General features: G+C 44.4%; 25 protein-coding genes and 1 other annotated feature. Of the genes, 15 read left to right on the forward strand and 10 right to left on the reverse strand.

Features of this window, described 5'->3' with window-relative positions; translation table 11 throughout:
- Nucleotides 1-27: 27 nt before the first annotated feature.
- The 9 genes from tet(35) (at nucleotide 28) to hisIE (ending at nucleotide 9,169) form a co-directional block, all read left to right on the forward strand.
- Nucleotides 28-1,629 (forward strand): tetracycline efflux Na+/H+ antiporter family transporter Tet(35), encoded by a 1,602-nt coding sequence (gene tet(35) / locus MTF70_RS10480; RefSeq protein ID WP_205460892.1) that lies wholly within the window; start codon nucleotides 28-30, stop codon nucleotides 1,627-1,629.
- Nucleotides 1,630-1,809: 180 nt separating this feature from the next.
- Nucleotides 1,810-1,947, forward strand: a sequence feature (His leader region).
- A gap of 53 nt (nucleotides 1,948-2,000) precedes the next feature.
- Complete coding sequence (hisG, locus tag MTF70_RS10485) at nucleotides 2,001-2,897, forward strand: ATP phosphoribosyltransferase (RefSeq protein WP_005378180.1); 897 nt, start codon at nucleotides 2,001-2,003, stop codon at nucleotides 2,895-2,897.
- Between the two features lie 5 nt (nucleotides 2,898-2,902).
- Nucleotides 2,903-4,195, forward strand: coding sequence for a histidinol dehydrogenase (hisD, locus tag MTF70_RS10490; protein ID WP_054866306.1), 1,293 nt, complete (start codon nucleotides 2,903-2,905; stop codon nucleotides 4,193-4,195).
- 12 nt (nucleotides 4,196-4,207) lie between these two features.
- A complete protein-coding gene (gene hisC / locus MTF70_RS10495; protein WP_017634689.1) occupies nucleotides 4,208-5,248 on the forward strand; it encodes a histidinol-phosphate transaminase in 1,041 nt (346 codons plus the stop codon).
- 69 nt (nucleotides 5,249-5,317) lie between these two features.
- Nucleotides 5,318-6,391 (forward strand): bifunctional histidinol-phosphatase/imidazoleglycerol-phosphate dehydratase HisB, encoded by a 1,074-nt coding sequence (gene hisB, locus MTF70_RS10500; RefSeq protein ID WP_213965342.1) that lies wholly within the window; start codon nucleotides 5,318-5,320, stop codon nucleotides 6,389-6,391.
- A gap of 26 nt (nucleotides 6,392-6,417) precedes the next feature.
- Entirely contained in the window at nucleotides 6,418-7,032 is a 615-nt protein-coding gene (gene hisH / locus MTF70_RS10505) for an imidazole glycerol phosphate synthase subunit HisH (protein WP_054866519.1), read from the forward strand.
- 12 nt (nucleotides 7,033-7,044) lie between these two features.
- Entirely contained in the window at nucleotides 7,045-7,782 is a 738-nt protein-coding gene (gene hisA, locus MTF70_RS10510; RefSeq protein WP_054866520.1) for a 1-(5-phosphoribosyl)-5-[(5-phosphoribosylamino)methylideneamino]imidazole-4-carboxamide isomerase, read from the forward strand.
- Nucleotides 7,764-8,537: an imidazole glycerol phosphate synthase subunit HisF gene (gene hisF / locus MTF70_RS10515; protein ID WP_248393968.1), complete on the forward strand. Its 774-nt coding sequence runs from the start codon at nucleotides 7,764-7,766 to the stop codon at nucleotides 8,535-8,537. Before hisA ends, hisF begins: the two co-directional genes overlap by 19 nt.
- Nucleotides 8,534-9,169 carry a bifunctional phosphoribosyl-AMP cyclohydrolase/phosphoribosyl-ATP diphosphatase HisIE gene (hisIE, locus tag MTF70_RS10520; protein WP_005378160.1) on the forward strand — a complete coding sequence of 212 codons (636 nt, stop codon included), beginning with the start codon at nucleotides 8,534-8,536 and terminating at the stop codon, nucleotides 9,167-9,169. The genes hisF and hisIE overlap by 4 nt, the downstream gene beginning before the upstream one ends.
- Before the next feature lie 275 nt (nucleotides 9,170-9,444).
- Here the strand turns inward: hisIE and MTF70_RS10525 are convergent, their stop codons facing one another.
- From MTF70_RS10525 to MTF70_RS10540, 4 genes are all read right to left on the reverse strand, one after another.
- On the reverse strand, nucleotides 9,445-9,960 hold the full coding sequence (locus MTF70_RS10525; RefSeq protein ID WP_005378159.1) for a YchJ family protein: 516 nt from the start codon (nucleotides 9,958-9,960) through the stop codon (nucleotides 9,445-9,447).
- A gap of 87 nt (nucleotides 9,961-10,047) precedes the next feature.
- On the reverse strand, nucleotides 10,048-11,262 hold the full coding sequence (locus MTF70_RS10530) for an EAL domain-containing protein (protein WP_005378158.1): 1,215 nt from the start codon (nucleotides 11,260-11,262) through the stop codon (nucleotides 10,048-10,050).
- Nucleotides 11,263-11,360: 98 nt separating this feature from the next.
- Nucleotides 11,361-12,098, reverse strand: coding sequence for a UDP-2,3-diacylglucosamine diphosphatase (gene lpxH, locus MTF70_RS10535; protein WP_005378157.1), 738 nt, complete (start codon nucleotides 12,096-12,098; stop codon nucleotides 11,361-11,363).
- A 60-nt stretch (nucleotides 12,099-12,158) separates the two neighbouring features.
- On the reverse strand, nucleotides 12,159-12,653 hold the full coding sequence (locus tag MTF70_RS10540) for a peptidylprolyl isomerase (protein ID WP_005378156.1): 495 nt from the start codon (nucleotides 12,651-12,653) through the stop codon (nucleotides 12,159-12,161).
- Nucleotides 12,654-12,855: 202 nt separating this feature from the next.
- Here MTF70_RS10540 and cysS point away from each other — a divergent pair, with 202 nt between their 5' ends.
- Nucleotides 12,856-14,238: a cysteine--tRNA ligase gene (gene cysS / locus MTF70_RS10545; RefSeq protein WP_005378155.1), complete on the forward strand. Its 1,383-nt coding sequence runs from the start codon at nucleotides 12,856-12,858 to the stop codon at nucleotides 14,236-14,238.
- Nucleotides 14,239-14,325: 87 nt separating this feature from the next.
- Complete coding sequence (locus tag MTF70_RS10550) at nucleotides 14,326-14,904, forward strand: thymidine kinase (protein WP_005378154.1); 579 nt, start codon at nucleotides 14,326-14,328, stop codon at nucleotides 14,902-14,904.
- Between the two features lie 60 nt (nucleotides 14,905-14,964).
- On the opposite strand, the gene MTF70_RS10555 is transcribed toward MTF70_RS10550, so the two are convergent.
- The 3 genes from MTF70_RS10555 to MTF70_RS10565 are packed head-to-tail and all read right to left on the reverse strand — an operon-like array spanning nucleotide 14,965 to nucleotide 17,324.
- Nucleotides 14,965-15,603: a YdcF family protein gene (locus tag MTF70_RS10555; RefSeq protein ID WP_025766874.1), complete on the reverse strand. Its 639-nt coding sequence runs from the start codon at nucleotides 15,601-15,603 to the stop codon at nucleotides 14,965-14,967.
- Nucleotides 15,600-16,427, reverse strand: a complete 828-nt coding sequence (locus tag MTF70_RS10560; protein WP_025766873.1) for an NAD-dependent epimerase/dehydratase family protein — start codon at nucleotides 16,425-16,427, stop codon at nucleotides 15,600-15,602. The genes MTF70_RS10555 and MTF70_RS10560 overlap by 4 nt, the downstream gene beginning before the upstream one ends.
- An 18-nt stretch (nucleotides 16,428-16,445) precedes the next feature.
- Nucleotides 16,446-17,324 (reverse strand): LysR family transcriptional regulator, encoded by an 879-nt coding sequence (locus tag MTF70_RS10565; protein ID WP_205460894.1) that lies wholly within the window; start codon nucleotides 17,322-17,324, stop codon nucleotides 16,446-16,448.
- Between the two features lie 89 nt (nucleotides 17,325-17,413).
- Here MTF70_RS10565 and MTF70_RS10570 point away from each other — a divergent pair, with 89 nt between their 5' ends.
- Nucleotides 17,414-17,860, forward strand: a complete 447-nt coding sequence (locus MTF70_RS10570) for a PACE efflux transporter (protein WP_025766871.1) — start codon at nucleotides 17,414-17,416, stop codon at nucleotides 17,858-17,860.
- A 43-nt stretch (nucleotides 17,861-17,903) separates the two neighbouring features.
- Here MTF70_RS10570 and MTF70_RS10575 read toward each other — a convergent pair whose 3' ends face one another.
- Nucleotides 17,904-18,137 carry a TIGR02647 family protein gene (locus MTF70_RS10575; protein WP_005378148.1) on the reverse strand — a complete coding sequence of 78 codons (234 nt, stop codon included), beginning with the start codon at nucleotides 18,135-18,137 and terminating at the stop codon, nucleotides 17,904-17,906.
- 299 nt (nucleotides 18,138-18,436) lie between these two features.
- Here MTF70_RS10575 and focA point away from each other — a divergent pair, with 299 nt between their 5' ends.
- Entirely contained in the window at nucleotides 18,437-19,297 is an 861-nt protein-coding gene (gene focA / locus MTF70_RS10580; RefSeq protein ID WP_005378146.1) for a formate transporter FocA, read from the forward strand.
- An 85-nt stretch (nucleotides 19,298-19,382) separates the two neighbouring features.
- Here focA and MTF70_RS10585 read toward each other — a convergent pair whose 3' ends face one another.
- Together MTF70_RS10585 and MTF70_RS10590 are read right to left on the reverse strand one after the other, a co-directional pair.
- On the reverse strand, nucleotides 19,383-19,520 hold the full coding sequence (locus MTF70_RS10585) for a hypothetical protein (protein WP_005378145.1): 138 nt from the start codon (nucleotides 19,518-19,520) through the stop codon (nucleotides 19,383-19,385).
- Between the two features lie 354 nt (nucleotides 19,521-19,874).
- Nucleotides 19,875-20,687, reverse strand: coding sequence for an ABC transporter permease (locus MTF70_RS10590; protein ID WP_104975227.1), 813 nt, complete (start codon nucleotides 20,685-20,687; stop codon nucleotides 19,875-19,877).
- Between the two features lie 462 nt (nucleotides 20,688-21,149).
- Between MTF70_RS10590 and torE the strand changes: the two genes are divergently transcribed.
- Together torE and torC are read left to right on the forward strand one after the other, a co-directional pair.
- Nucleotides 21,150-21,329, forward strand: a complete 180-nt coding sequence (gene torE / locus MTF70_RS10595; protein WP_005378141.1) for a trimethylamine N-oxide reductase system protein TorE — start codon at nucleotides 21,150-21,152, stop codon at nucleotides 21,327-21,329.
- A 50-nt stretch (nucleotides 21,330-21,379) separates the two neighbouring features.
- Complete coding sequence (gene torC, locus MTF70_RS10600; RefSeq protein WP_005378139.1) at nucleotides 21,380-22,564, forward strand: pentaheme c-type cytochrome TorC; 1,185 nt, start codon at nucleotides 21,380-21,382, stop codon at nucleotides 22,562-22,564.
- The last annotated feature ends 11 nt before the right edge of the window (nucleotides 22,565-22,575 follow it).

Below are 22,575 nucleotides of genomic sequence, written 5' to 3' on the forward strand. Positions count from 1 at the left end.
CTAGCCAAACTTTGGTTTTTGAAGATCATGAATTTAATAGATTTTTCTAGTTCTCCTGTTTCATTATTGCCACCTATTGTCGCTTTGACTTTGGCGATTTTGACTCGACGTGTATTAGTTTCCTTGGGTGTAGGTATCGTGCTAGGTGCGGTGCTACTTAATAGCTGGTCTATCAGCGACACCGCAGGTTACGTCAGTTCTCAAGTTTCTTCTGTCTTTATTGAAGATGGCGGAATTAACACTTGGAACATGAGCATTGTTGGCTTCCTAATCTTATTAGGTATGACAACAGCTTTATTAACGCTATCTGGCGGTACTCGTGCTTTTGCTGAATGGGCACAATCTCGAGTGAAGAGTAAACGCGGCTCCAAACTTCTTGCCGCCTTTTTAGGCGTATTCATTTTTGTCGATGATTACTTTAATAGCCTTGCTGTTGGTGCGATCTCTCGCCCAGTAACCGATCGCTTTTATGTGTCTCGCGCTAAGCTTGCGTACATTCTAGACTCAACCGCTGCTCCAATGTGTGTAATTATGCCTGCTTCTAGCTGGGGTGCTTACATTATTACTATTATTGGCGGGATCTTAGTCTCACATGGGGTCACAGAGTATTCTGCTCTTGGCGCATATGTTCGTCTTATTCCAATGAACTTCTACGCCGTTTTTGCGCTGCTAATGGTGTTCGCTGTTGCGTGGTTTGGTCTTGATATTGGTAAAATGCGTGAGCATGAGATCTCTGCATCGCAAGGTCGTGGCTTTGATAAAGACAAAGAAAATGACTCGCAAGAAGCGCATGACCTAAACGAAGAGCTAGATATCCGTGAAAGTGAAAAGGGTAAAGTGTCAGATTTGATACTTCCTATCGTGACGCTGATTATCGCGACTATCGCTTCAATGCTTTACACGGGTGGCCAAGCATTGGCTGCTGATGGTAAGGAGTTTGCGCTTCTTGGTGCTTTTGAAAATACAGATGTAGGTACATCACTAATCTACGGTAGCTTGCTTGGCTTAGCAGTTGCACTGTTTACTGTTGTGAAGCAAGGTCTACCAATGGCTGAGATCGCACGTACACTTTGGATTGGTGCTAAGTCTATGTTTGGTGCGATTCTAATCTTAGTATTTGCCTGGACCATTGGTTCTGTTATCGGTGATATGAAGACTGGTACTTACCTTTCGACAATGGCGCAGGGCAATATCAACCCTCATTGGCTCCCAGTTATCCTATTCTTGTTGTCTGGCCTGATGGCGTTCTCAACAGGTACTTCATGGGGTACGTTCGGCATCATGCTTCCAATCGCTGGAGACATGGCTGGCGCAACAGACGTAGCGCTAATGCTACCGATGCTGAGTGCGGTTTTAGCTGGTGCGGTATTCGGTGACCATTGTTCACCAATCTCAGATACGACTATCTTGTCATCGACGGGTGCACGTTGTAACCACATTGATCACGTATCAACACAGCTACCTTATGCATTATCAGTCGCGCTTGTTTCATGCGTCGGCTTTATTGCCCTTGGTATGAGTGCTTCAATAGCGTTCTCGTTCATTGCAGCGTCGATAACATTCGTTATCGTTTGCGCTATTTTGTCATGGCTTTCAAAGTCTAAAATAGCGTCTTGCCAGAGTGCGTAATTCACTGATTTAAAAAGTAAATTTATAGGAGGCTTCGGCCTCCTTTTTTATTTGTATTATACAATTCGAATTTTTTTAAAATTAAGGGTTGAAAAAAGTAATCAGCTTGGTTAGTGTGGTTGGTAACAAAGCAAATGAGAAGAGCCTTGAAATAAGTATGCGTAATTTTGTAATGAACATTCATCACCATCATCACCCAATCTAGTCTTTCGGGCGATGTACGCATACCCGGGAGGCAGGAAACTCCCGGAGGTAAAATCAAAGTAAAAGCAGATTTTAAACCCTCGGGAGACTTCAATCTCCCGAGGGTTTTTTAGTTTTATTAGTTTGAAAAATACTTAGATATCAAAATCTTGCATAGGGACAAAGCAATGCAAACACAACGTTTAAGAATCGCAATTCAGAAAAAAGGTCGTCTTAGCAAAGAGAGTCAAGCTCTACTAAAACAGTGCGGCGTAAAGTTCAACGTAATGGGCGAGCGTTTAGTTGTCCATTCTGAAAATATGCCAATTGATTTACTCTTGGTTCGTGACGACGACATCCCAGGTTTAATTATGGATGGCGTGGTTGACCTTGGCTTTATTGGCGAAAATGAACTAGAAGAAGTTCGCCTTGACCGCAAAGCATTAGGTGAACCCTGCGAGTTTGTTCAGCTTCGTCGACTTGATTTTGGTGGCTGTCGTTTATCTATCGCAATCGACAAGGACGAAGAGTACAACGGTCCACAAGACTTAGCTGGCAAGCGTATTGCTACAACGTATCCTCAACTTCTAAAAGCGTACATGGATGAAGCCGGCGTTCCATTCTCTACATGTATGCTGACAGGCTCTGTAGAAGTTGCCCCTCGCGCGGGTCTCGCTGATGCTATCGCTGATTTGGTTTCTACAGGTGCAACACTGGAAGCGAACGGCCTTAAAGAAGCTGAAATTATCTTTAAATCAAAAGCGACATTGATTCAACGCACAGGTGAGTTCGACGCAGACAAAGTGGCGCTAATCGAAAAGCTGTTAACTCGCATGCAAGGCGTGCAGCAAGCGAAAGAATCTAAGTACATTATGCTTCACGCCCCAGCAGAGAAGTTAGATCAAATTAAAGCACTACTGCCAGGTGCTGAAGACCCAACTGTTCTTCCTCTTTCTGCAGATAAGCAGAAAATGGCTGTTCACTTAGTGAGTTCTGAAAACCTATTCTGGGAAACAATGGAACAGCTGAAAGAGTTGGGCGCAAGTTCAATTCTCGTTCTACCAATTGAAAAAATGATGGAGTAAGCATCATGAGAACAGTCGTTTGGCAATCATTAAGTGAGAATCAGCAAGACTCTATTTTGGAGCGCCCTGCTATTGCAGAAGGTGCCAATATCACCACTGCTGTGGCCGAAGTTATTGCTAAAGTTCGAGAAGAAGGTGACTCTGCTCTTATTGAGCTGACAGAAAAGTTTGACCGTGTTAAGCCTGAATCCATTCGTGTTTCTTCTCAGGAAATTAAGGCAGCGTCAGAGCGTTTGTCAGAGTCAATGAAGAGCGCACTAGAGCAAGCTTACGCCAATATTTCTAAGTTCCACAAAGCGCAAAAGCCGCAACCGCTCAAGGTGGAAACGCAGCCAGGTGTTCTTTGTGAACAAGTAACACGTCCAATTCAAAAAGTGGGTTTGTACATTCCTGGTGGCAGTGCGCCTTTGCCATCGACTGTTTTGATGCTCGGCGTTCCTGCAAAAATTGCAGGTTGTCGTAAAGTCGTTCTTTGTTCTCCACCGCCAATCGCTGATGAGATCCTTTATGTCGCGAAGCTGTGTGGCATTGATGAAGTGTACAACGTCGGTGGTGGCCAAGCAGTTGCTGCAATGGCTTATGGCACCGAGACTGTATCGAAAGTAGATAAGATCTTTGGTCCGGGCAACGCTTACGTGACCGAAGCAAAACGACAGGTTAGCAATGATTTCCGCGGTGCTGCGATTGATATGCCTGCAGGGCCGTCTGAAGTGCTTGTGATTGCCGATGAAACCGCAGATGCAGACTTTATCGCTGCGGATCTTTTGAGCCAAGCAGAGCACGGTCCTGATTCTCAAGTGGTACTTGTGACTCCTTCTCCTGTTATTGCGGATCAAGTGACAGATGCGGTTCAACGTCAGCTTAAGGAGCTATCTCGTGCGGACATCGCCGAGCAAGCATTGGCTTCAAGCTTGATCATCATTGCCGAGTCTCTTACTCAATCGGTTTCCATTTCGAATTACTACGGTCCTGAGCACTTAATTGTTCAGACTAAGAACCCACGCGAGCTTCTACCTCTATTAGATAACGCAGGTTCTATCTTTCTTGGTGATTGGTCGCCTGAATCAGCAGGTGATTACGCATCGGGCACCAACCACGTTCTTCCTACTTACGGTTACACACGCACGTATTCAAGCTTAGGCTTAGCGGACTTTTCGAAACGTATGACGGTTCAAGAACTGTCTGCTGATGGTCTAAAGAACCTTGCACCAACGGTGGTAACCATGGCGGAAGCAGAAGGTCTGGATGCGCACAAACGTGCAGTGACCATTCGCGTAGAAAAACTGGCAGCTAAGTAAGAGGATATTGAGATGGAAAAGCTAGCGCGCAAACAAGTCCAACAACTTACCCCTTATATGTCGGCTCGTCGAATTGGTGGTACCGGTGACGTATGGCTAAACGCCAACGAATCGCCATTCAATAATGAATACAAAACAGACTTCGCTCGTCTTAATCGTTACAGCGAATGTCAGCCTAAAGAACTGATTTCTGCTTACGCAGCCTATGCGGGTGTGAAACCAGAGCAAACACTAACATCTCGCGGAGCGGATGAAGGTATTGAACTATTGATTCGTGCTTTCTGTGAGCCGGGTGAAGATGCGATTCTTTACTGCCCACCGACTTACGGTATGTACGCCATCAGTGCAGAAACCATCGGTGTAGAGCGCAAAACCGTGCCGCTAACGTCAGATTGGCAACTAGACCTTGCAGGCATCGAAGCCAATCTGGATAACGTGAAACTGGTTTTTGTATGTTCGCCAAACAACCCAACAGGTAACTTGGTTAAGCGTGAGGACATTGTGTCTCTACTTGAGATGACCAAAGACCGTGCAATCGTGGTGATGGATGAAGCGTACATCGATTTTTGTCCAGAAGCGTCAACGGTAGACCTACTGGCGCAATACCCGAACCTTGCGATTTTGCGTACTCTGTCGAAAGCTTTCGCACTTGCTGGTCTGCGTTGTGGATTTACGCTTGCGAACGAAGAGCTGATTAATGTACTTCTTAAAGTTATCGCACCTTACCCAGTCCCGGTTCCAGTGGCAGAAATTGCGACTCAGGCGCTTTCGGAAGCTGGTTTAGCGCGAGCGAAGTTCCAAGTTCTTGATCTGAATGCAAACCGTGCTTACTTGCAAGTTGGCCTTTCAATGATTCCTGGTTTAGAAGTGTTTGAAGGGTGGGGGAACTACCTATTGGTGAAATTCCCAGATGGCGATGACCTTTTCAAAGCGGCTTGGGATACGGGCATTATTTTGCGTAACTCGCCAATTGAAAACTGTGTGCGTATCAGTGTGGGTAACCGTGACGAGTGCGAAAAAACGCTTGGATTTATCAGAAACTACTACGCATAAATAGAGACAGAATTTATCGCTCTCGCTCAATAGCGGGAGCGCCAAAAGAATAGCAATAAGGAAGTTCGAGTGAGCAAACAAAAAAAAATCCTCTTTATCGACCGTGATGGCACCTTAATTGTTGAGCCGCCGATTGATTTTCAAGTAGACCGTTTAGATAAACTAAAACTGGAGCCATTTGTTATCCCAAGCCTGTTGTCGTTGCAGGATGCAGGATACCGTCTAGTGATGGTCACGAACCAAGATGGTTTGGGTACCGACAGTTACCCACAAGAAGATTTTGATGCACCACACAACATGATGATGGAGATCTTTGAATCTCAAGGTGTGAAATTTGATGACGTGCTGATTTGTCCTCACTTTGATGAAGATAACTGTTCATGCCGTAAGCCTAAATTAGGCTTGGTAAAAGAGTATCTTCAAGGTGGCAAAGTAGATTTCCAAAACTCTGTTGTGATTGGCGATCGTCAAACCGATCTTCAACTTGCAGAAAACATGGCAATTCGTGGCATTCAATACAACCCAGAAACCATGGGTTGGAAACAGATCCTAAAAGATCTGACGGTGAAGGCGCGCGTAGCTGAAGTGGTTCGCACCACAAAAGAAACGGACATCAAAGTATTCGTTAATCTTGACGAGCAAGGCGGTAACGATATTTCCACAGGTCTTGGCTTTTTTGACCACATGCTGGATCAAATCGCGACGCACGGCGGGTTCCAGATGGTGTGCAAAGTGGAAGGTGACCTGCACATTGATGATCACCACACGGTAGAAGATACCGCTCTTGCGTTGGGTCAAGCGTTGAAAGAAGCACTGGGTGACAAGCGTGGTATTGGTCGCTTTGGCTTTAGCCTGCCAATGGATGAGTGTTTGGCACAATGCGCACTAGACCTATCAGGTCGTCCTTACCTTAAGTTCGACGCGCAATTCAGTCGTGAGCAAGTGGGTGATCTTTCAACAGAGATGGTGGTTCACTTCTTCCGTTCTCTGACTGACACCCTAGCGTGTACGCTGCACCTGTCTTCAGCGGGCAACAATGATCACCACATCATTGAAAGCTTGTTTAAAGCGTTTGGTCGTACTTTACGTCAAGCAATCAAAGTAGAAGGCACTGAGCTACCAAGTAGTAAAGGCGTGCTTTAAGGCGAATCTTAGCAAGGAGAAAAACAGTGACAGAACAGAAAGTTGTCATTATCGATACTGGCTGTGCCAACGTTTCTTCGGTGAAGTTTGCCATCGAACGCCTAGGTTATGACGTAACTATTTCAAAAGATCCACAAGTTGTATTGGCAGCTGACAAGCTATTTCTACCGGGAGTGGGGACTGCCAGTGAAGCGATGAAGAACCTAGAAGAGCGCGATCTTATCAGCTTGGTAAAACAGGTAGAAAAGCCTTTGCTAGGTATCTGTTTAGGCATGCAACTATTGGGCAAAGTGTCTCAAGAGAAAGGGCAGAAAGCCGACGAGTTGGTTGAGTGTCTTGGACTTTGTGATGGCGAAGTGAAGTTGCTACAAATCGGCGATTTACCGCTGCCGCATATGGGGTGGAACACAGTGTCTGCAAAAGCAGGTAACCCATTGTTCAAAGGCATTGAAGAAGGTGAGTACTTCTACTTTGTACACAGCTTTGCAATGCCAGTTGGGGATTACACGATTGCGGAATGTGAATACGGCAACCCGTTCACAGCAGCAGTACAAAGCGGTAACTATTACGGCGTGCAATTCCACCCTGAGCGTTCTTCAAAAGCGGGCGCGAAGCTTATTCAAAACTTCTTAGAATTATAAAAGGGATTTAGTGTGATTATTCCAGCTCTTGATTTAATTGAAGGACAGGTGGTTCGCCTTTATCAAGGTGATTACGGCCAAGTAACTGAGTATAAAGTCGATCCAGCAGAGCAGTTCAACTTGTACCACCAAGCGGGTGCTAGCTGGCTGCACTTAGTGGATTTAACTGGCGCGAAAGACACGACAGCACGCCAACTTGATTTAATTGCAAAGCTACTAGCAAGCACGCCAGCGAGCATCCAAATCGGTGGCGGAGTGCGCACAGAGCAAGACTTGATTGATCTGTTAGAAGCCGGGGCACAGCGTGTAGTAGTCGGTTCTACAGCAGTAAAACAGCCAGAGCTTGTGAAAGGTTGGATGGAAAAATACGGTGCAGAGAAAATCGTTCTCGCGCTAGACATCAACATCGATCAAGACGGCACACGTAAAGTAGCGATTTCTGGTTGGCAAGAAGACTCAGGCGTGACTATCGAAGCTCTGATCAACGATTACCTAACGGTAGGTCTACAACACGTGCTTTGTACCGACATTTCTCGTGACGGTACGCTAGAAGGCTCAAACGTTGAGCTTTACGTTGACCTATGCAAACAGTACCCACAAGTGCAGTTTCAATCTTCAGGTGGCATTGGCTCACTAGCAGATATCGAAGCGCTAAAAGGCAGCGGTGTGGCTGGTGTGATTGTTGGTCGTGCATTGTTAGATGGTAAGTTCACAGCAGAGGAGGCGTTTGCATGTTGGCAAAGCGAATAATTCCATGTCTTGATGTTCGTGATGGACAAGTGGTAAAGGGCGTTCAGTTCCGTAATCACGAGATCATTGGCGACATCGTTCCTCTGGCACAGCGTTATGCGGAAGAGGGCGCAGACGAGCTTGTGTTCTACGACATTACTGCTTCAAGTGATGGGCGTGTCGTTGACAAAAGTTGGGTCGCTCGCGTTGCTGAAGTGATTGATATTCCCTTCTGTGTCGCTGGTGGTATTAAATCAGCGGAAGATGCAGCGCGCATTCTTGAGTTTGGTGCAGACAAAGTGTCTATTAACTCACCTGCATTGGCTAACTCGCAACTGATTACTGACCTTGCTGATAAGTTTGGTGTGCAATGTATCGTCGTTGGTATCGATTCATACTACGACAAAGAGACCGGCAAGTATCAGGTTTACCAGTTTACTGGCGATGAAGAACGCACCAAAGCGACCCAATGGGAAACGCGTGATTGGGTGCAAGAAGTACAAAAACGCGGCGCTGGTGAAATCGTACTGAACATGATGAACCAAGACGGCGTACGTAACGGCTACGACATCGAACAACTGAATATGGTGCGCGAAGTATGTAATGTACCGCTGATTGCATCGGGTGGCGCGGGTGCTATGGAGCACTTTGCGGAAGCATACCAAAAAGCAAATGTGGATGGCGCGCTTGCCGCATCGGTATTCCACAAACAAGTCATCAATATTGGTGAACTAAAGCAGTATTTGAAACAACAAGGCATTGAGGTACGACTATGAGTGTGAAAGCCGCCGAAGTAAGTTCGCTAGTTGAGCGAATCAACTGGGAAAAGGTGGATGGTCTGGTACCTGCCATCGTACAAGATTTCCAATCAAGCCAAGTGCTGATGATGGGTTACATGAACCAAGATGCGTTGGCAAAAACGGGCGAAACGGGTCAAGTGACGTTTTTCTCTCGTACCAAGCAACGTCTTTGGACGAAAGGTGAGACTTCTGGCAACGTATTGCAACTAGTGAACATGCAGCTCGATTGCGACAACGATACGCTACTGGTGAAAGTGAATCCCATTGGTCCTACGTGTCACTTGGGTAACACAACTTGCTGGGATGTGGACCCTCAAGAGGAGTCACAAATGGTGTGGCTTCATCAACTTGAGCAGCTATTGGCTGCCCGCAAGAGTGCCGACCCAGATTCCTCTTATACTGCCAGTCTTTATGCCCGTGGCACCAAGCGTATTTCGCAAAAAGTGGGCGAAGAAGGCGTTGAAGTCGCGCTTGCGGCGACGTCGGGCGATAAGGCGGAGTTAGTGTGTGAATCTGCAGATTTGATTTATCACTTAATGGTATTGCTTCAAGACCAAGGCTTATCGATGAATGACGTAGTGAATAAACTGAAAGAGCGTCATAAGTAAGCTTGCGATAAGTGAAAGCCCCTATGCTCTCGAGCCTAGGGGCTTTTTACTTTAGTGTTCTTGATTCGGGGCAAAAACCAGCAACAGTGCTGGTGGCGATTAGATTCTGAATCACGCTCGTCCCTAGCTGTTCAGAATGACGGTATATTTTCTAATGGTACTTGCAGTAGAGTTATTTACTTCAAATAGGTACATATATTCACGTCACTCCAACGAACCTAGGCGAAGTCAAGAATCCAATTAAATCGAGCTCAATAAGCTAGGAGTGGATGATCTTACCCACAACACTTCTTAAATTTCTTACCGCTTCCACAGATACACGGGTCGTTACGACCTACTTTTAGGCTACTCACTGGTTGGTTTAGGCGAGGATCTTGTTCTGGTTCTTCTTCTAGCTCTTCTTCTGGAAACGTGCCGTCAATGTAGTACCAAAGCCCATTTTCTTTTACAAAGCGAGAACGCTCTGTCATGCAGTAGCGTTTGCCGTCTTCGTCAAAGTAAGCGTTGAATTCAACAAAACCTTCATTCTCGTTACAACCCGCTTCAGCTTTCACTACCTCAAGCTTGCACCAATCGCTGTCGATAGATTGGGCAATGCCTTCACGTTGCTCTTCTGCATTACAGCTTGGGTGGTATGTGTTCACCACGTAATCCACTAGACCTAACACATGCGCGCTGTAACGAGAGCGCATTAGCTGCTCCGGAGTGGTGACGTCAGCGTGGTTATTGTGGGCAATTTCACAACACTGTTGGTAGGTGCGGTTAGAGCCGCAAGGACAAGAAGAAGCCATAAAATGAAATCTCGATTAATTAAGCGGTAAAAACAAACAACCCCACATAAGTGAGGTCGCAGGTATTCTTTGGGGCATTATAGCCGTTTAGGGCGTTTGAGACAGCAGTTCTTGAGCCCATTCCGTCGATTGATTAAAAGCGTCTGCTAATTGAGGTTCGGTTAATTTAAGAACGGTGCAATATCGCTCGGCTAACTCCCAGTCCGCTTGTTCGTAGGCGATCGTCATCGAAAGTAAGTGACCAAGTACGCCTTTTCGACTGGTTAATGCGAGTTTTATATCTTCGTCAACGGGGATATCTTCAATGACATCCGAGAGCGGTTGATCGAGCAAAGATCCGAGCAAAGAAAACATGCCTGTCAAAAAAGCCTGCCCAGGGTCATACCTAGTGTTCATTTGACTAAGTAGCAGTTCACACATTCGTGCACGCTGAATCGCTAAAGAGTAAAGAGAGTCAGGTTTATCTTCTTGAACGGAGGCAATTGCAACTAAGGAAATAAAGCGTCGTAGTCGCTCTTCACCCAGATAAATAAGCGCCTGTCTGAACGATTTGATCTTAGTCGTTAATGTATAGCCTGAATTTACGTAAGTAAGCAGCTTGTATGACAGCGTCACATCAATCGAAAACAGACGTTCAACCTCATTGAAGTCGATGGGCTTATCTGCAATCTCTTTACAAAGTTGGATGACGGTAAGAAACGCGGGGTTCAACCGTTTTTTCTGGATCATCTCAGGTTTGCTAAAAAAATACCCTTGAAAATAGTTAAAACCGGCTTCTAGAGCTTGCTCAAACTCTTCATAGGTCTCTACCTTTTCCGCAAGAAAGTCGATTTTAAATGGGCTCAACGCCTGAATAAAAATGGCAGCTTTCTTGATCGGCACAAGTCTAATATCAAACTTGATCATGGAAACGTATGGAAGAAAACGCTTCCAAGCTTTCGTCGGAACAAAATCATCCAGAGCAATTTTGTACCCGCACTCATGAAGGTGCTTGATGGCTTCTAACAGTTCTTCTGTCGGTTCGCAGTCTTCAAGGACTTCAATGACGAGAGATTCTTTAGGAAACAAAGTTGGGACCAAGTTCACCAAGCTTTGATGCGGAAAGTTAACAAAGCCAAGTTTGTTTCCTAATGTGTTGTAATGCGTCGACAAAAAATGATCGGATAGCAGTCGACTAGTAGCCAGCTCTGGTTCTACTTCAGGGAAGGTATTTTTAGGGCCGTCTCGAAAGAGGAGTTCGTAACCTATGGTTCGTTTTTCTCTATCCAGAATCGGTTGGCGAGCTACGTAAGAATACTTCAATTAGGTACTTCGTTCTGTTTAACTTAGTATTATGATAATAGCGATTTTTTACAAAATATCTACGACTTGAGCGTGAATCTTCTACACGCTCTACATGCTTAACGCAAATTCTGTATGAACGGTCTCGTTTGCAGGTCAAAACTATCAGAATTTACTTTTAAAACTGAGCCTTGCGTATACCAATCCCCTAAAACAATTCGGGTCTTTTTAATGCCATCGACGTCAAAAAAATGTGTGTTCGGGCGATGTGTGTGACCATGAATCATTATGTTGACGCAGTTCTGAGACATCACTTTCTCGACCTCATTTTGGTTAACGTCCATGATATCTAATGACTTGCTCATTTTATCATCACGAATATCGGATTGAACTTTTGAGACAATTTTCTTCTTAATGAACCAAGGAATACGGTTAAACAACCATTGTAGCCATGGCTTGTGAACAGTTTTTCTAAACTCTTGGTATTTCACATCGTCAATGCAGAGCGTATCGCCATGTAGGATTACGGCTTTTTGACCATAAAGATCAATCGTGCAGACATCGTCGAGTAATGTCATACCGGTTTCTTTGCAAAAGCGTTTGCCGAGTAAAAAATCTCGATTGCCTTGGATGAAAAAAGTTGGCACACCCGCATCCGTCAGTGCTTTAAATTCTGCACGGATTTGGTCTGCAAAAGGGGTGTTGTCATCGTCACCAATCCAGAACTCAAACAGATCGCCGAGTACATAAAGTGCATCAGCTTTTGTTGCTTCTGTTCGCATGAACGTCACAAAACATTCCGTGATATCAGGACGTGATGGGGTAAGGTGAAGATCGGAAATAAATAATGTCGTCATAGAAATAAGGGGAAGCTATGCCTCCCCATTAACTTATCTTTTAAAAATAATTCCTAAGAATTACTCTTCAATTGTTGTACCAGTGATTACTACGTCTTCTAGAGGTACGTCTTGGTGCATGCCGTAAGAACCAGTGCTAACGCCTTTGATCTTATTTACGATGTCCATGCCTTCGATTACTTCACCGAACACACAGTAACCCCAACCGTCTAGGCTTTCGCTACGGAAGTCTAGGAATGTGTTGTTGTTTACGTTGATGAAGAACTGAGAGCTTGCTGAATGCGGCTCCATAGTACGTGCCATAGCAAGTGTACCCACTTTGTTGCTTAGGCCGTTGTTTGCTTCGTTCTTGATAGGTGCACGAGTCGCTTTTTCACGTAGACCAGACTCCATACCACCACCTTGGATCATGAAGCCGTCAATAACACGGTGGAAAAGCGTGTTGTCGTAGAAACCGTCGCGGCAGTACTGAAGGAAGTTTGCGCTTGTCTCTGGCGCTTTCTCTTCGTTTAGTTGAATCTTGATGTCACCAAAATTAGTGTGAAGGGTGATCATGCTACTTTCCTTTACTGTGTTGTGTTGAGCCCGAGATTCTAGCCTAAGTTCTAGTGCTTTAAAAACTCAGGAAGAGGAAATTCTTCGTTTTGTGCTTGAAGTTTAGCCGATTATCGTTTTATCGGTTAATTGCTATTACCTAACTAGGTTGGAGTTGATATACTCATCTTCTTTTATTCATTCACAATCATAGATAGAGATCATGTTAAAGATATATAACACACTCACAAGACAGAAAGAGGAATTCAAACCAATTACAGCTGGCAAAGTCGGTATGTATGTCTGTGGAGTTACCATCTACGATCTCTGTCACATTGGTCACGGTCGTACTTTCGTCTCTTTTGACGTTGTATCACGTTACCTTCGCTATTTGGGCTATGATCTGACGTTTGTACGTAACATCACAGATATCGACGATAAGATCATCAAACGTGCCGCAGAAAATGGTGAGTCTTGCGATTCATTGACTGAGCGTTTGATTGGTGAAATGCACGCTGATTTTGATGCGCTGAACATGAAACGTCCGGACGTTGAACCTCGTGCGACACAGTTTATTGCTGAAATCATCGAATTGGTTGAGAAGCTAATCGAGCGCGGTTTTGCATACGTTGCAGATAACGGTGACGTAATGTTTGAAGTGGGTAAGTTCAACGAATACGGCAAGCTTTCTAAGCAAGACCTTGATCAGCTTCAAGCTGGCGCGCGCGTTGATATCGAAACAGCAAAACGCAGCCCTCTAGACTTTGTACTTTGGAAGATGTCTAAGCCGGGTGAACCAACGTGGGAGTCACCATGGGGGCCTGGTCGTCCAGGTTGGCACATTGAGTGTTCAGCAATGAACTCTTCAATCCTAGGTAACCACTTCGACATTCACGGCGGTGGTTCTGACCTTCAGTTCCCACACCATGAAAATGAAATCGCACAATCATGCTGTGCACACGATACACAATACGTGAACACATGGATGCACAGCGGCATGGTAATGGTAGACCGTGAGAAGATGTCTAAATCTCTAGGTAACTTCTTTACTATCCGTGACGTTCTTGGTCACTACGATGCTGAAACAGTGCGTTACTTCCTAATGTCTGGTCACTACCGTAGCCAGTTAAACTACAGCGAAGATAACCTAAACCAAGCACGTGCTTCGCTTGAGCGCCTGTACACATCTCTACGTGGTTTGGATCTAAATGCTGCTCCTGCTGGTGGTGAAGAGTACGTATCTCGCTTTACAGCAGCGATGAACGATGACTTCAATACACCAGAAGCGTACTCAGTTCTGTTCGACATGGCGCGCGAAGTTAACCGCCTGAAGACAGAAAACCTAGAGAAAGCGAGCGAGCTAGGTGCGCTAATGCGTGAACTAGCTGACGTGATCGGTATTCTTCACCAAGATCCTGAAGCCTTCCTAAAAGGTGATGCGGGTAACGATGATGAAGTGGCTGAAATCGAAGCTCTGATCAAGCTGCGTAACGACTCTCGTGCTGCGAAAGATTGGGCGAATGCAGATATGGCTCGTGACAAGCTGACCGAAATGGGCATTGTTCTGGAAGATGGTCCAGAAGGCACAACGTGGCGTCGTAAGTAATTGAATTTTCATTTTTAAAGGGCTGATAATTCAGCCCTTTTATTTTCCATTTCCATAAATTAAAACTTTAACTTTAGGTAATGCTCTGTGGCTCAGATGTATTTCTATTACTCAGCAATGAATGCGGGTAAATCAACAACGCTTCTTCAATCCTCTTTCAACTATCAAGAACGCGGCATGACGCCAGTTATTTTTACGGCTGCGCTAGATGATCGTTTTGGTGTCGGTAAAGTGAGCTCTCGTATTGGTCTTCAATCTGACGCACATTTATTTCGTCAGGATACCAATTTGTATCAGGAGATCGCAGCTCTGAATGAGGTTGAAAAACGTCACTGTATTCTTGTTGATGAGTGTCAGTTCTTGTCGAAAGAACAAGTTTATCAACTTACTGAAGTCGTTGATAAGTTGCATATTCCAGTATTGTGTTACGGCCTTCGCACCGATTTTCTAGGCGAACTTTTTGAAGGCAGTAAGTATCTATTATCTTGGGCAGACAAGCTGGTTGAGCTCAAAACAATCTGCCATTGCGGCCGCAAAGCGAATATGGTTATTCGTACCGATGAACACGGCGTGGCAATTAAAGAAGGCGATCAAGTTGCGATCGGCGGTAACGATAAGTATGTCTCCGTATGCCGCCAACATTACAAAGAAGCGCTCGGTAAATAAGCCGTATTGATACAGAAAAGCCACCGAACTTGGTGGCTTTTTGTTGTCGGTTAGAAAAAGTTAGACTAAGTCAAAACCAAACCGCTCGAGTAAAACCTGGTAAGAAGATTCGACTTGCTGAGGGATGTTCTGCTCGGTTTGAAATCCTTTCTCTGGATAGCTTTTTACGCGAGAGAAATCTTCCATTAGTGCTTCTAGCACCATCATTAATGGCATGTCTTCATTAATGTATTCAAAAAATGGAAGAGCCGCAGAGCTTACTTGGAGCTGAGTGTAGGGTGACTGCCACTGTTTTTCAAATGTCGCGATTGCTCTACGCTCCATAAACGGTTTTTGTACCAGAATAAACGAGGAACACTGTTTTCCTTCCTCTTTTAATCGTTGCTCAGTAAAGCGAACATTTTCTCCACTGTTTGTGGATTCAGTTTCGAGCAAAATTGCTTCACTTGGAACGCCCGACATCTTTGCAATCTCGGCAAAGGTTTCTGCTTCGCTTTTTTCAAACAGTCCATCTGTGAAGCGACCTTCACCCCCTGAAAATACAATCAAAGGTGCCAACTTTTGGTGGTAGAGCTTGGCAGCGTGCTCCGCTACACGCACATCATTACTGCACATCACAAACAAACAGTCCGCAGGTTTCAGTTCATGTTTGAGTTGCATGTAATCCCAAAGCGTTTCTATATGTCTATAGAGTCTCATAGCGCATCCAAAGTTGAATTGAAGTGAAATCGATAACCAAGTGAGAGTAGTTTGTCAGCAAGAATACGCTTGTCAGCTTGCTCTGTGACGGGTGGAAGAGGTATCTCACTTCCGATTTTGTTTATGGCAGCTTGGTAGAACTCAGCCTTGCTGACAGTATGAGGTGTAGTAACGTTAATGACTTGGTTGCTTAAATTGCCTAAGGCAAATTTCGCAGCCGAGACAGCATCATCTTGATGAAGCATATTAGCTGGTGCTTTACGACTAACTTGTTGAAGCCTTGCTGCAAAGCGAGATGGGTGTCTATCTGGCCCGATTAATCCGCTACAACGTAGAATAACAAAGTTAATATTCGAGTCGATAACATGCTGCTCTGCTTGAAGCATAATACGTGCATTGTCAGAGAAATAAGGGCTTTCGGCTGCTAAAGAGAGTGACGCGTCAGCTTCTTCCATATCGGAAGCAAGGTTAGGGTAAACCGTGGTAGAGCTGATCATGAGAAGTTTTTCAACGTTGTTTTGCTTAGCTGCGTTGGCAAGTATTTGCCATTGCTGTGCATATTCTTGACCGCGTCCTTTACGAAATCCTGGAGGAAAAGCACCGATAACGTGCGTAATTTGATGCTGTTTGAGCAGCTCATCTAGCCGTGCTGTGGCGTTCAATTGATTGAAATCGAACAATGCGGAGTGAGTTAATGAGGTGGGTAACTCTTTTAATCGAGTTTGGCTACGACGAGTGACGACAACATAGTGTCCATCTTTCATCAATGTTTCTGCTAGCGGAGTTCCGAGCCAGCCTGCACCTACGATCAATGTATTTGCCATTTGGGTCTTCCTACTTACTTATGTCTGCCCGAATAGGTTGAGCAGTTCTGCTTTGGCTTGTTGATGGAGGGGATCTGAATGCCATTTCTGGTGCTGAATAAGGTCAACATTGACTTGCCAAGCCAGTTTTGTGAAATCATCCCCAACTTTTTTTAATGTATTAGGTGAATACGCGACTAAATGCTGTGGTAGAAAGCACCAACCAAACCCTTTATTCGCCAATTCCAACAAAATATAGTAGTTATCAGCGTACCAGATATCTGGGCTAAATGCTTGATTGAGACCACATGGCTCTGCACTTTTGGATCGTATGACCAATTGACGATGTTGTTTTAGTTGATCAATGTGAGTGATTTGCTGCTTTGCTAAAGGATGCGTTGAAGAGACATAGACATCAAATGCAATATTGCCAAGATTGGTGAAATCGATGTGCCTTGGCATTTGTAAATCACTCAAAATAATCCCAGTCGTGGCGCGTTCCGACTTAACCAATTCAATGATATCAGGGCTTGATGCCGTTAAGCATTCAACTTGTAAGTGTGGAAAGCGTAGCTCTAACTTCTTTAGCACATCCGGCAAGCGAGTCAGAGGAATCCCTTCATCAATAGCTAAGGCTAATTTGTTCGTTGGCGTGGAAAAGAGCTGCGATGCCCTATTGTTTAGGCGGTCGAGTTGGCTGATTGTTGCTTGTGCATAGGGTACGAGAGCGAGGCCATTCTCAGTTAATTTAGGGTACCTGCCTGATCGATCAAAAAGCTCAACGCCACAGTCGATCTCCATATTCATGATGTGCTGGCTCACTACAGATTGAGCTCGCCCCAGTTTTCTAGCTGCTCCTGAAAATGATCCTGCTTCTGATGTAGCAATAAAAGCTTGCAGTTGTTCGATGGTAAACATATCGCTTAAACCGATGGTATCTAACTTTTGGTTATCTAAATAATAGATAAAATTCTAAGCATTGAGTAGAACTATTTGGACAGAGAAATATGACTCGTAACGAACGAATTTTTCATGCAGTACTTTTTGAGTTAATCGCACTCGCGATTATTGTACCAGCGGCTTCATTGATCACTGGAAAGGGCTCTAGTGATCTTGCGTTGGTTGGGGTCGGGTTGAGCATGTATACCGTGCTATGGAACTACATCTACAACTTGTACTTTGATAAGTGGTTTGGTGACAATCGAGCTGAGCGAAGTTTAGCGATGCGGCTTGGACACACTATTGGTTTCGAGGGAGGATTAATCTTTATCTCTCTACCTGTGATTGCCTGGTTCTTAGAAATTACGCTTCTTCAAGCTCTAATGCTGGAAGCCGGCTTCCTCGTTTTCTTCCTATTTTATGCCACTGGTTTTAACTGGTTGTATGACAAGGTTCAACCATTTAGCAAAATGAAAAAGCGATTATTGCCGCAGGCATCGACAGGAAAAATATAGGACTAAAAAACGCCACCGAGTTCGGTGGCGTTTTTTGTTCAAATTACACAGACAAAACTCTTAAAATCTTATCTGCATGTTCTGCAACTTCAATGCCTTCGTCTGTTAGATAACCACCGTCAGGCTGTGTACAAAGTTGCTTCTCATATAGACGAGCAACGGCTGCCTGCATTTCTTCTGACGCGTCTGTATGAACTTTAATACCAGTTGCAGCACTACTTAGGTCGAACTGAAGAAGTAGATTCAATTCGGCGATATGTTCAGCTGAATATTTCATAAATGATTCCTTTGCGCTTTTTTTACCAAGCTAGTCTGAAAAGTAGCGTTGGGCAACATTCAACGACAAGAAGTGTTAAGTATGGCGCTATCAGGCTGATATAACGCAGGATCTTTGTTCGAAAGGCCGAATACTTGTTAAGTATCAATGATACTTACGGTAGCGAATGATAGGCGCTATTTATTGCTTGATCTCCCAATAACAACGATTTTAGTAAACACGCCAAATAGCACTTGAAAAAATAGGGAAATAGAGCGATTATCCGCGCCTCTTTAAATGTTTCTAAATGTTACACCAGAATGAACTTTAATCAGTTTGACTCACTATTACCGCCACAAGCTGCGGAACGCGCGGCTGAAGTGGGGGTAGGCAAAGCAACGAAAGCTCCAATCAAATCTTTTCTGCTCGCCATTTCTGCGGGGCTTCATATTGGTATTGCTTTCATCTTCTATACCACAGTAACGACAGGCGCAGGCGAGCTGCCTTGGGGCATTACACGACTCATTGGTGGTCTGGCATTTAGCCTTGGTTTGATTTTGGTGGTGGTTACTGGCGGCGAGCTTTTCACTAGCTCTGTACTGACACTAGTTGCGCGTGCGAGTGGAAAAATCTCTTGGCAAGCACTTATCAAAAACTGGTTGGTGGTTTACTTTGGCAATATGGTTGGGGCCATTTTGCTCGTGGCCTGTATGCTAGTTACCAAGCAATATATGTTTGATCATGGCCAAGTTGGTCTTAACGCGATGGCGATCTCCCAACACAAATTACATCATGGTTTCTTTGCTGCTGTTGCGCTTGGCATCATGTGTAACGTATTAGTTTGTATTGCAGTTTGGATGACGTTTAGTGGGCGAACATTGACAGATAAAATAGCGGTCATGATTTTGCCTGTGGCTATGTTCGTGTCGGCAGGTTTTGAGCACTGTATTGCGAACATGTTCCAAGTACCTATGGCGATTGGTATTAAGTACTTTGCGCCAGAAGCGTTTTGGCAAATGACAGGGGCAGATATTGCAAACTACGCGGACTTAAACATGATGGGGTTCATCGTAAACAACCTAATTCCTGTTACGATAGGAAACATTATTGGTGGTGGCGTATTTGTTGGCATGTGGTATTGGATGATTTATCTACGCGATGAAGATAACCATTTGCGATAAGTTTAGAAGATCACAAGAAAGGCGAACCAGATGGTTCGCCTTTCTTTTTACTTGTCTCTGCAAGTGTCAAATAAGTCGAGTCATGCTAAATCAACTCTTCGTTGATGCCAAAATCGGTTGGGAGCCAATGAGAAGTTACTTCCTTTGGTTCTTGAACGAGCCAATCCAGAGGTGCATCGGACAGGAGTTCATCGTAATTTTCTTTGATCATTAAGACATCCATGTACGTCTCTCCAAGTTTGTGGTCAATGCCTTTACTTTAAAATTAGAACATGTCAGTCACGTGATCAATGCATGACGATTCGATTGATCACTTATGTTGCTATGTTTCTGGTTGCGTATGGGTTTTGGGGGCTTATCCACATTTTCTGTGGATAACCTGTATCAAAGGTCGTGCGTATCTAAACTTGCAAAGAAAATTTCATAAAATTAGAGGCTTATATCAAAAAGAATTCTGCCTGACTTTTCATCTGAAAGCGTCTTGATGAGTGCTCGAAGAATAGTTGAGTTATTCAGTTATAAGTACGTTCGACTTGGCAACATGAGTTGTTTAACGGGCTTTACCCACAAGCGCCAACTAACCGTGAGTTTTGGTCGATTCGGGTTGCTCGATTTTTATCTTGATTCGGCCTTCTTTGGTTTGTACCCAGCGCAATGTCATTTCTAACGTTATGGTTACGGAGGCACTCAACATGACGAAAATAGCCAGCATAATTACTAACTGGTATTTAATCGCAACCATCGGGCTCGCGCCACCTAGAATTTGACCGGTCATCATACCCGGTAAGGTAACCAGCCCTGTAGTGGCCATAGAAGCTAAAGTCGGGGCAAGGGACTTTCTAAGAGCCTCCTGAATGAAGGGGAAGGATGCATAGCGAGGAGAGGCTCCAAGTGAGATAGCAGCCTCGTATTCTGATTGTCTCTGTTCAAAAGCCGTAAATAAATTCTGAAGAGCGATGATATTACCACTCAAGCTGTTACCCAATAACATACCAGCAAGTGGGATCATGTACTGCGCATTGTAAATAGGGGATGGTTGCACTAGGCCTGCTGTAATTGCAATCAGAAGTGGTATTAGACCACAGGTAAGGCCCGTTAGTAGCGGAAGCATAAGTGGCTTTTTAGGTAACTGAGCTTTTCCCGCAATTGAGCTGGCACCAATCAGTAGCATGATGGCAAGCCAAAGTATATTGACAAGTAAACTGTTTAATTGAAAAAGATATTCTAAATACACGCCAATCAATATGAGCTGAAATGTCATTCGGATAACACTGATTATCGTGTCTTTTGCTATCCCTAATTTGTAGCGGGCATTGATAAAGAAGGGGACCAATAAAATCAAACCAAACAGTGCCAGTTTGACCCAGCTTATATCCACCACGTTATCCATAATCGCTCCTTGAAAATACGCGAATAATTGTATCTAAGCCTCCCCTTTATATGAACCACTATGTGCACTTTTTGCTGTTCTTAAAGTAAACCTTGAGTGCTATTTTAGACATTAATACGCAGCATTCTGTTTACAAGTGGTTATCTTTTTCGGAGTTTTTAAGTCGATTTATGGCATGTTAATTACGATTTAAATGTGATCGATGTTTCTTAAATGTTGTTTATTTAACAACTCCTTAAAAGACTTATTTTGTCACATCTGTTCATGTTTTTTAATAAATAACATCAATCCATCATATCTCTGGATGAGCTCAAAAAAGTGTTGAATTACAAGGTCTGAGGTCGCTTATTTGATTGAACCCTACTATTAGTATGGTCTAACATTTTCCATTAGAGATTGTAAAAAACTTAAGCTTGGTTACGCGGGCTTTTCAATAACACTAGATACAAAATAGGCAAATGTATGAGTGATGTTAATAAAATTGAGAGTGGTGAAAAACGCTCCCTGGAGTGGAAGTCGTTCCTCTTCATTGCAGTTGTTCTCTTCCCAATTCTGAGTGTGGCCTTTGTTGGCGGCTACGGGTTCATCGTTTGGATGTTGCAAGTCTTCTTCTTTGGACCTCCAGGCGCGCACGGCATGTAAGCCAGTGAGCTCATAACCACACTTTTGAAAAGATTTTAAGAGAGCAAATAATGAAATCATTAATCATTAAACTGTGGCGTACTATGACGCGCCCAGCTGTACATATCAGCCTAGGTGTGCTGACTATGGGCGGCTTTATTGCTGGTGTTATCTTTTGGGGTGGCTTTAACACCGCTCTAGAAGCAACCAACACAGAAGAATTCTGTATTAGTTGTCACACAATGCGTGACAACGTGTACGTTGAGCTACAAGAAACGGTGCACTGGAAAAACCACTCTGGTGTTCGTGCTACCTGCCCTGATTGTCACGTTCCACATAACTGGACAGATAAGATCGCTCGTAAGATGCAAGCTTCTAAAGAAGTATTTGCACAAGTATTTGGCAACTACGACGAACCGGGTGTGTTCGAAGAGCGTCGTATCGAACTTGCTAAACACGAATGGGATCGTTTCTCGGCAAACAAATCTCTGGAGTGTAAAAACTGTCACAACTACGAATCGATGGATTTCGAGCAAATGTCTCCTACGGCTCGTATCCAAATGAAGCAAGCCGCTGAGAAAGATCAAAGCTGTGTTGACTGTCACAAGGGTATTGCGCACAACCTACCAGCAGGCATGGACAGCATTGGCGGTATCGTGGGTGATCTAGAGGGTATGACTTCTAACACGGATTACGGCGTTGGTCAGCAACTCGTGAGCGTTCGTCACCTACCAATTTACTTTGATGCGCAAGGCAGTAAAGAAGCTGGTCTTCTTAATCCTGCATCGACCGTTAAAGTTCTTGAAGACAAAGGCGAGTTTGTTGAGATCGAAATTGACGGTTGGCGCAAAGCAAAAGGTTTTGGTCGTGTAATTCAAGAAGACTTCGGTAAGAACATTGCGACTGCGTCTCTGATGAAAGAAGCAGCAACAGACAGCAACATTGTGACGACTGGTGAGAAAAAAGTGGATGAGCTAACAGGCCTTCCTTGGGAAAAAGTAGCGGCGAAAGTATGGATTAAGAAAGAGTCTATGCTGAACGACATCAATCCTGTTTGGGAAAAATCTCGTGAAGCCTACAAGACCAATTGTTCTGTATGTCACACTCAACCTGCGGAAGCGCACTTCGACGCGAACACCTGGCCAGGTATGTTCGACGGTATGTTGGCGTTCGTTAACCTAGATACAGACAGTGAAGCACTGATCTTGAAGTATCTACAGAAACACTCTTCAGATTATGCTGAAGGTCACCATTAATAAGCGTCGGA

It is taken from the genome of Vibrio sp. 2CM40D (genome assembly GCF_023161825.1).
GTDB classification, from domain to species: Bacteria; Pseudomonadota; Gammaproteobacteria; order Enterobacterales; family Vibrionaceae; genus Vibrio; species Vibrio alginolyticus.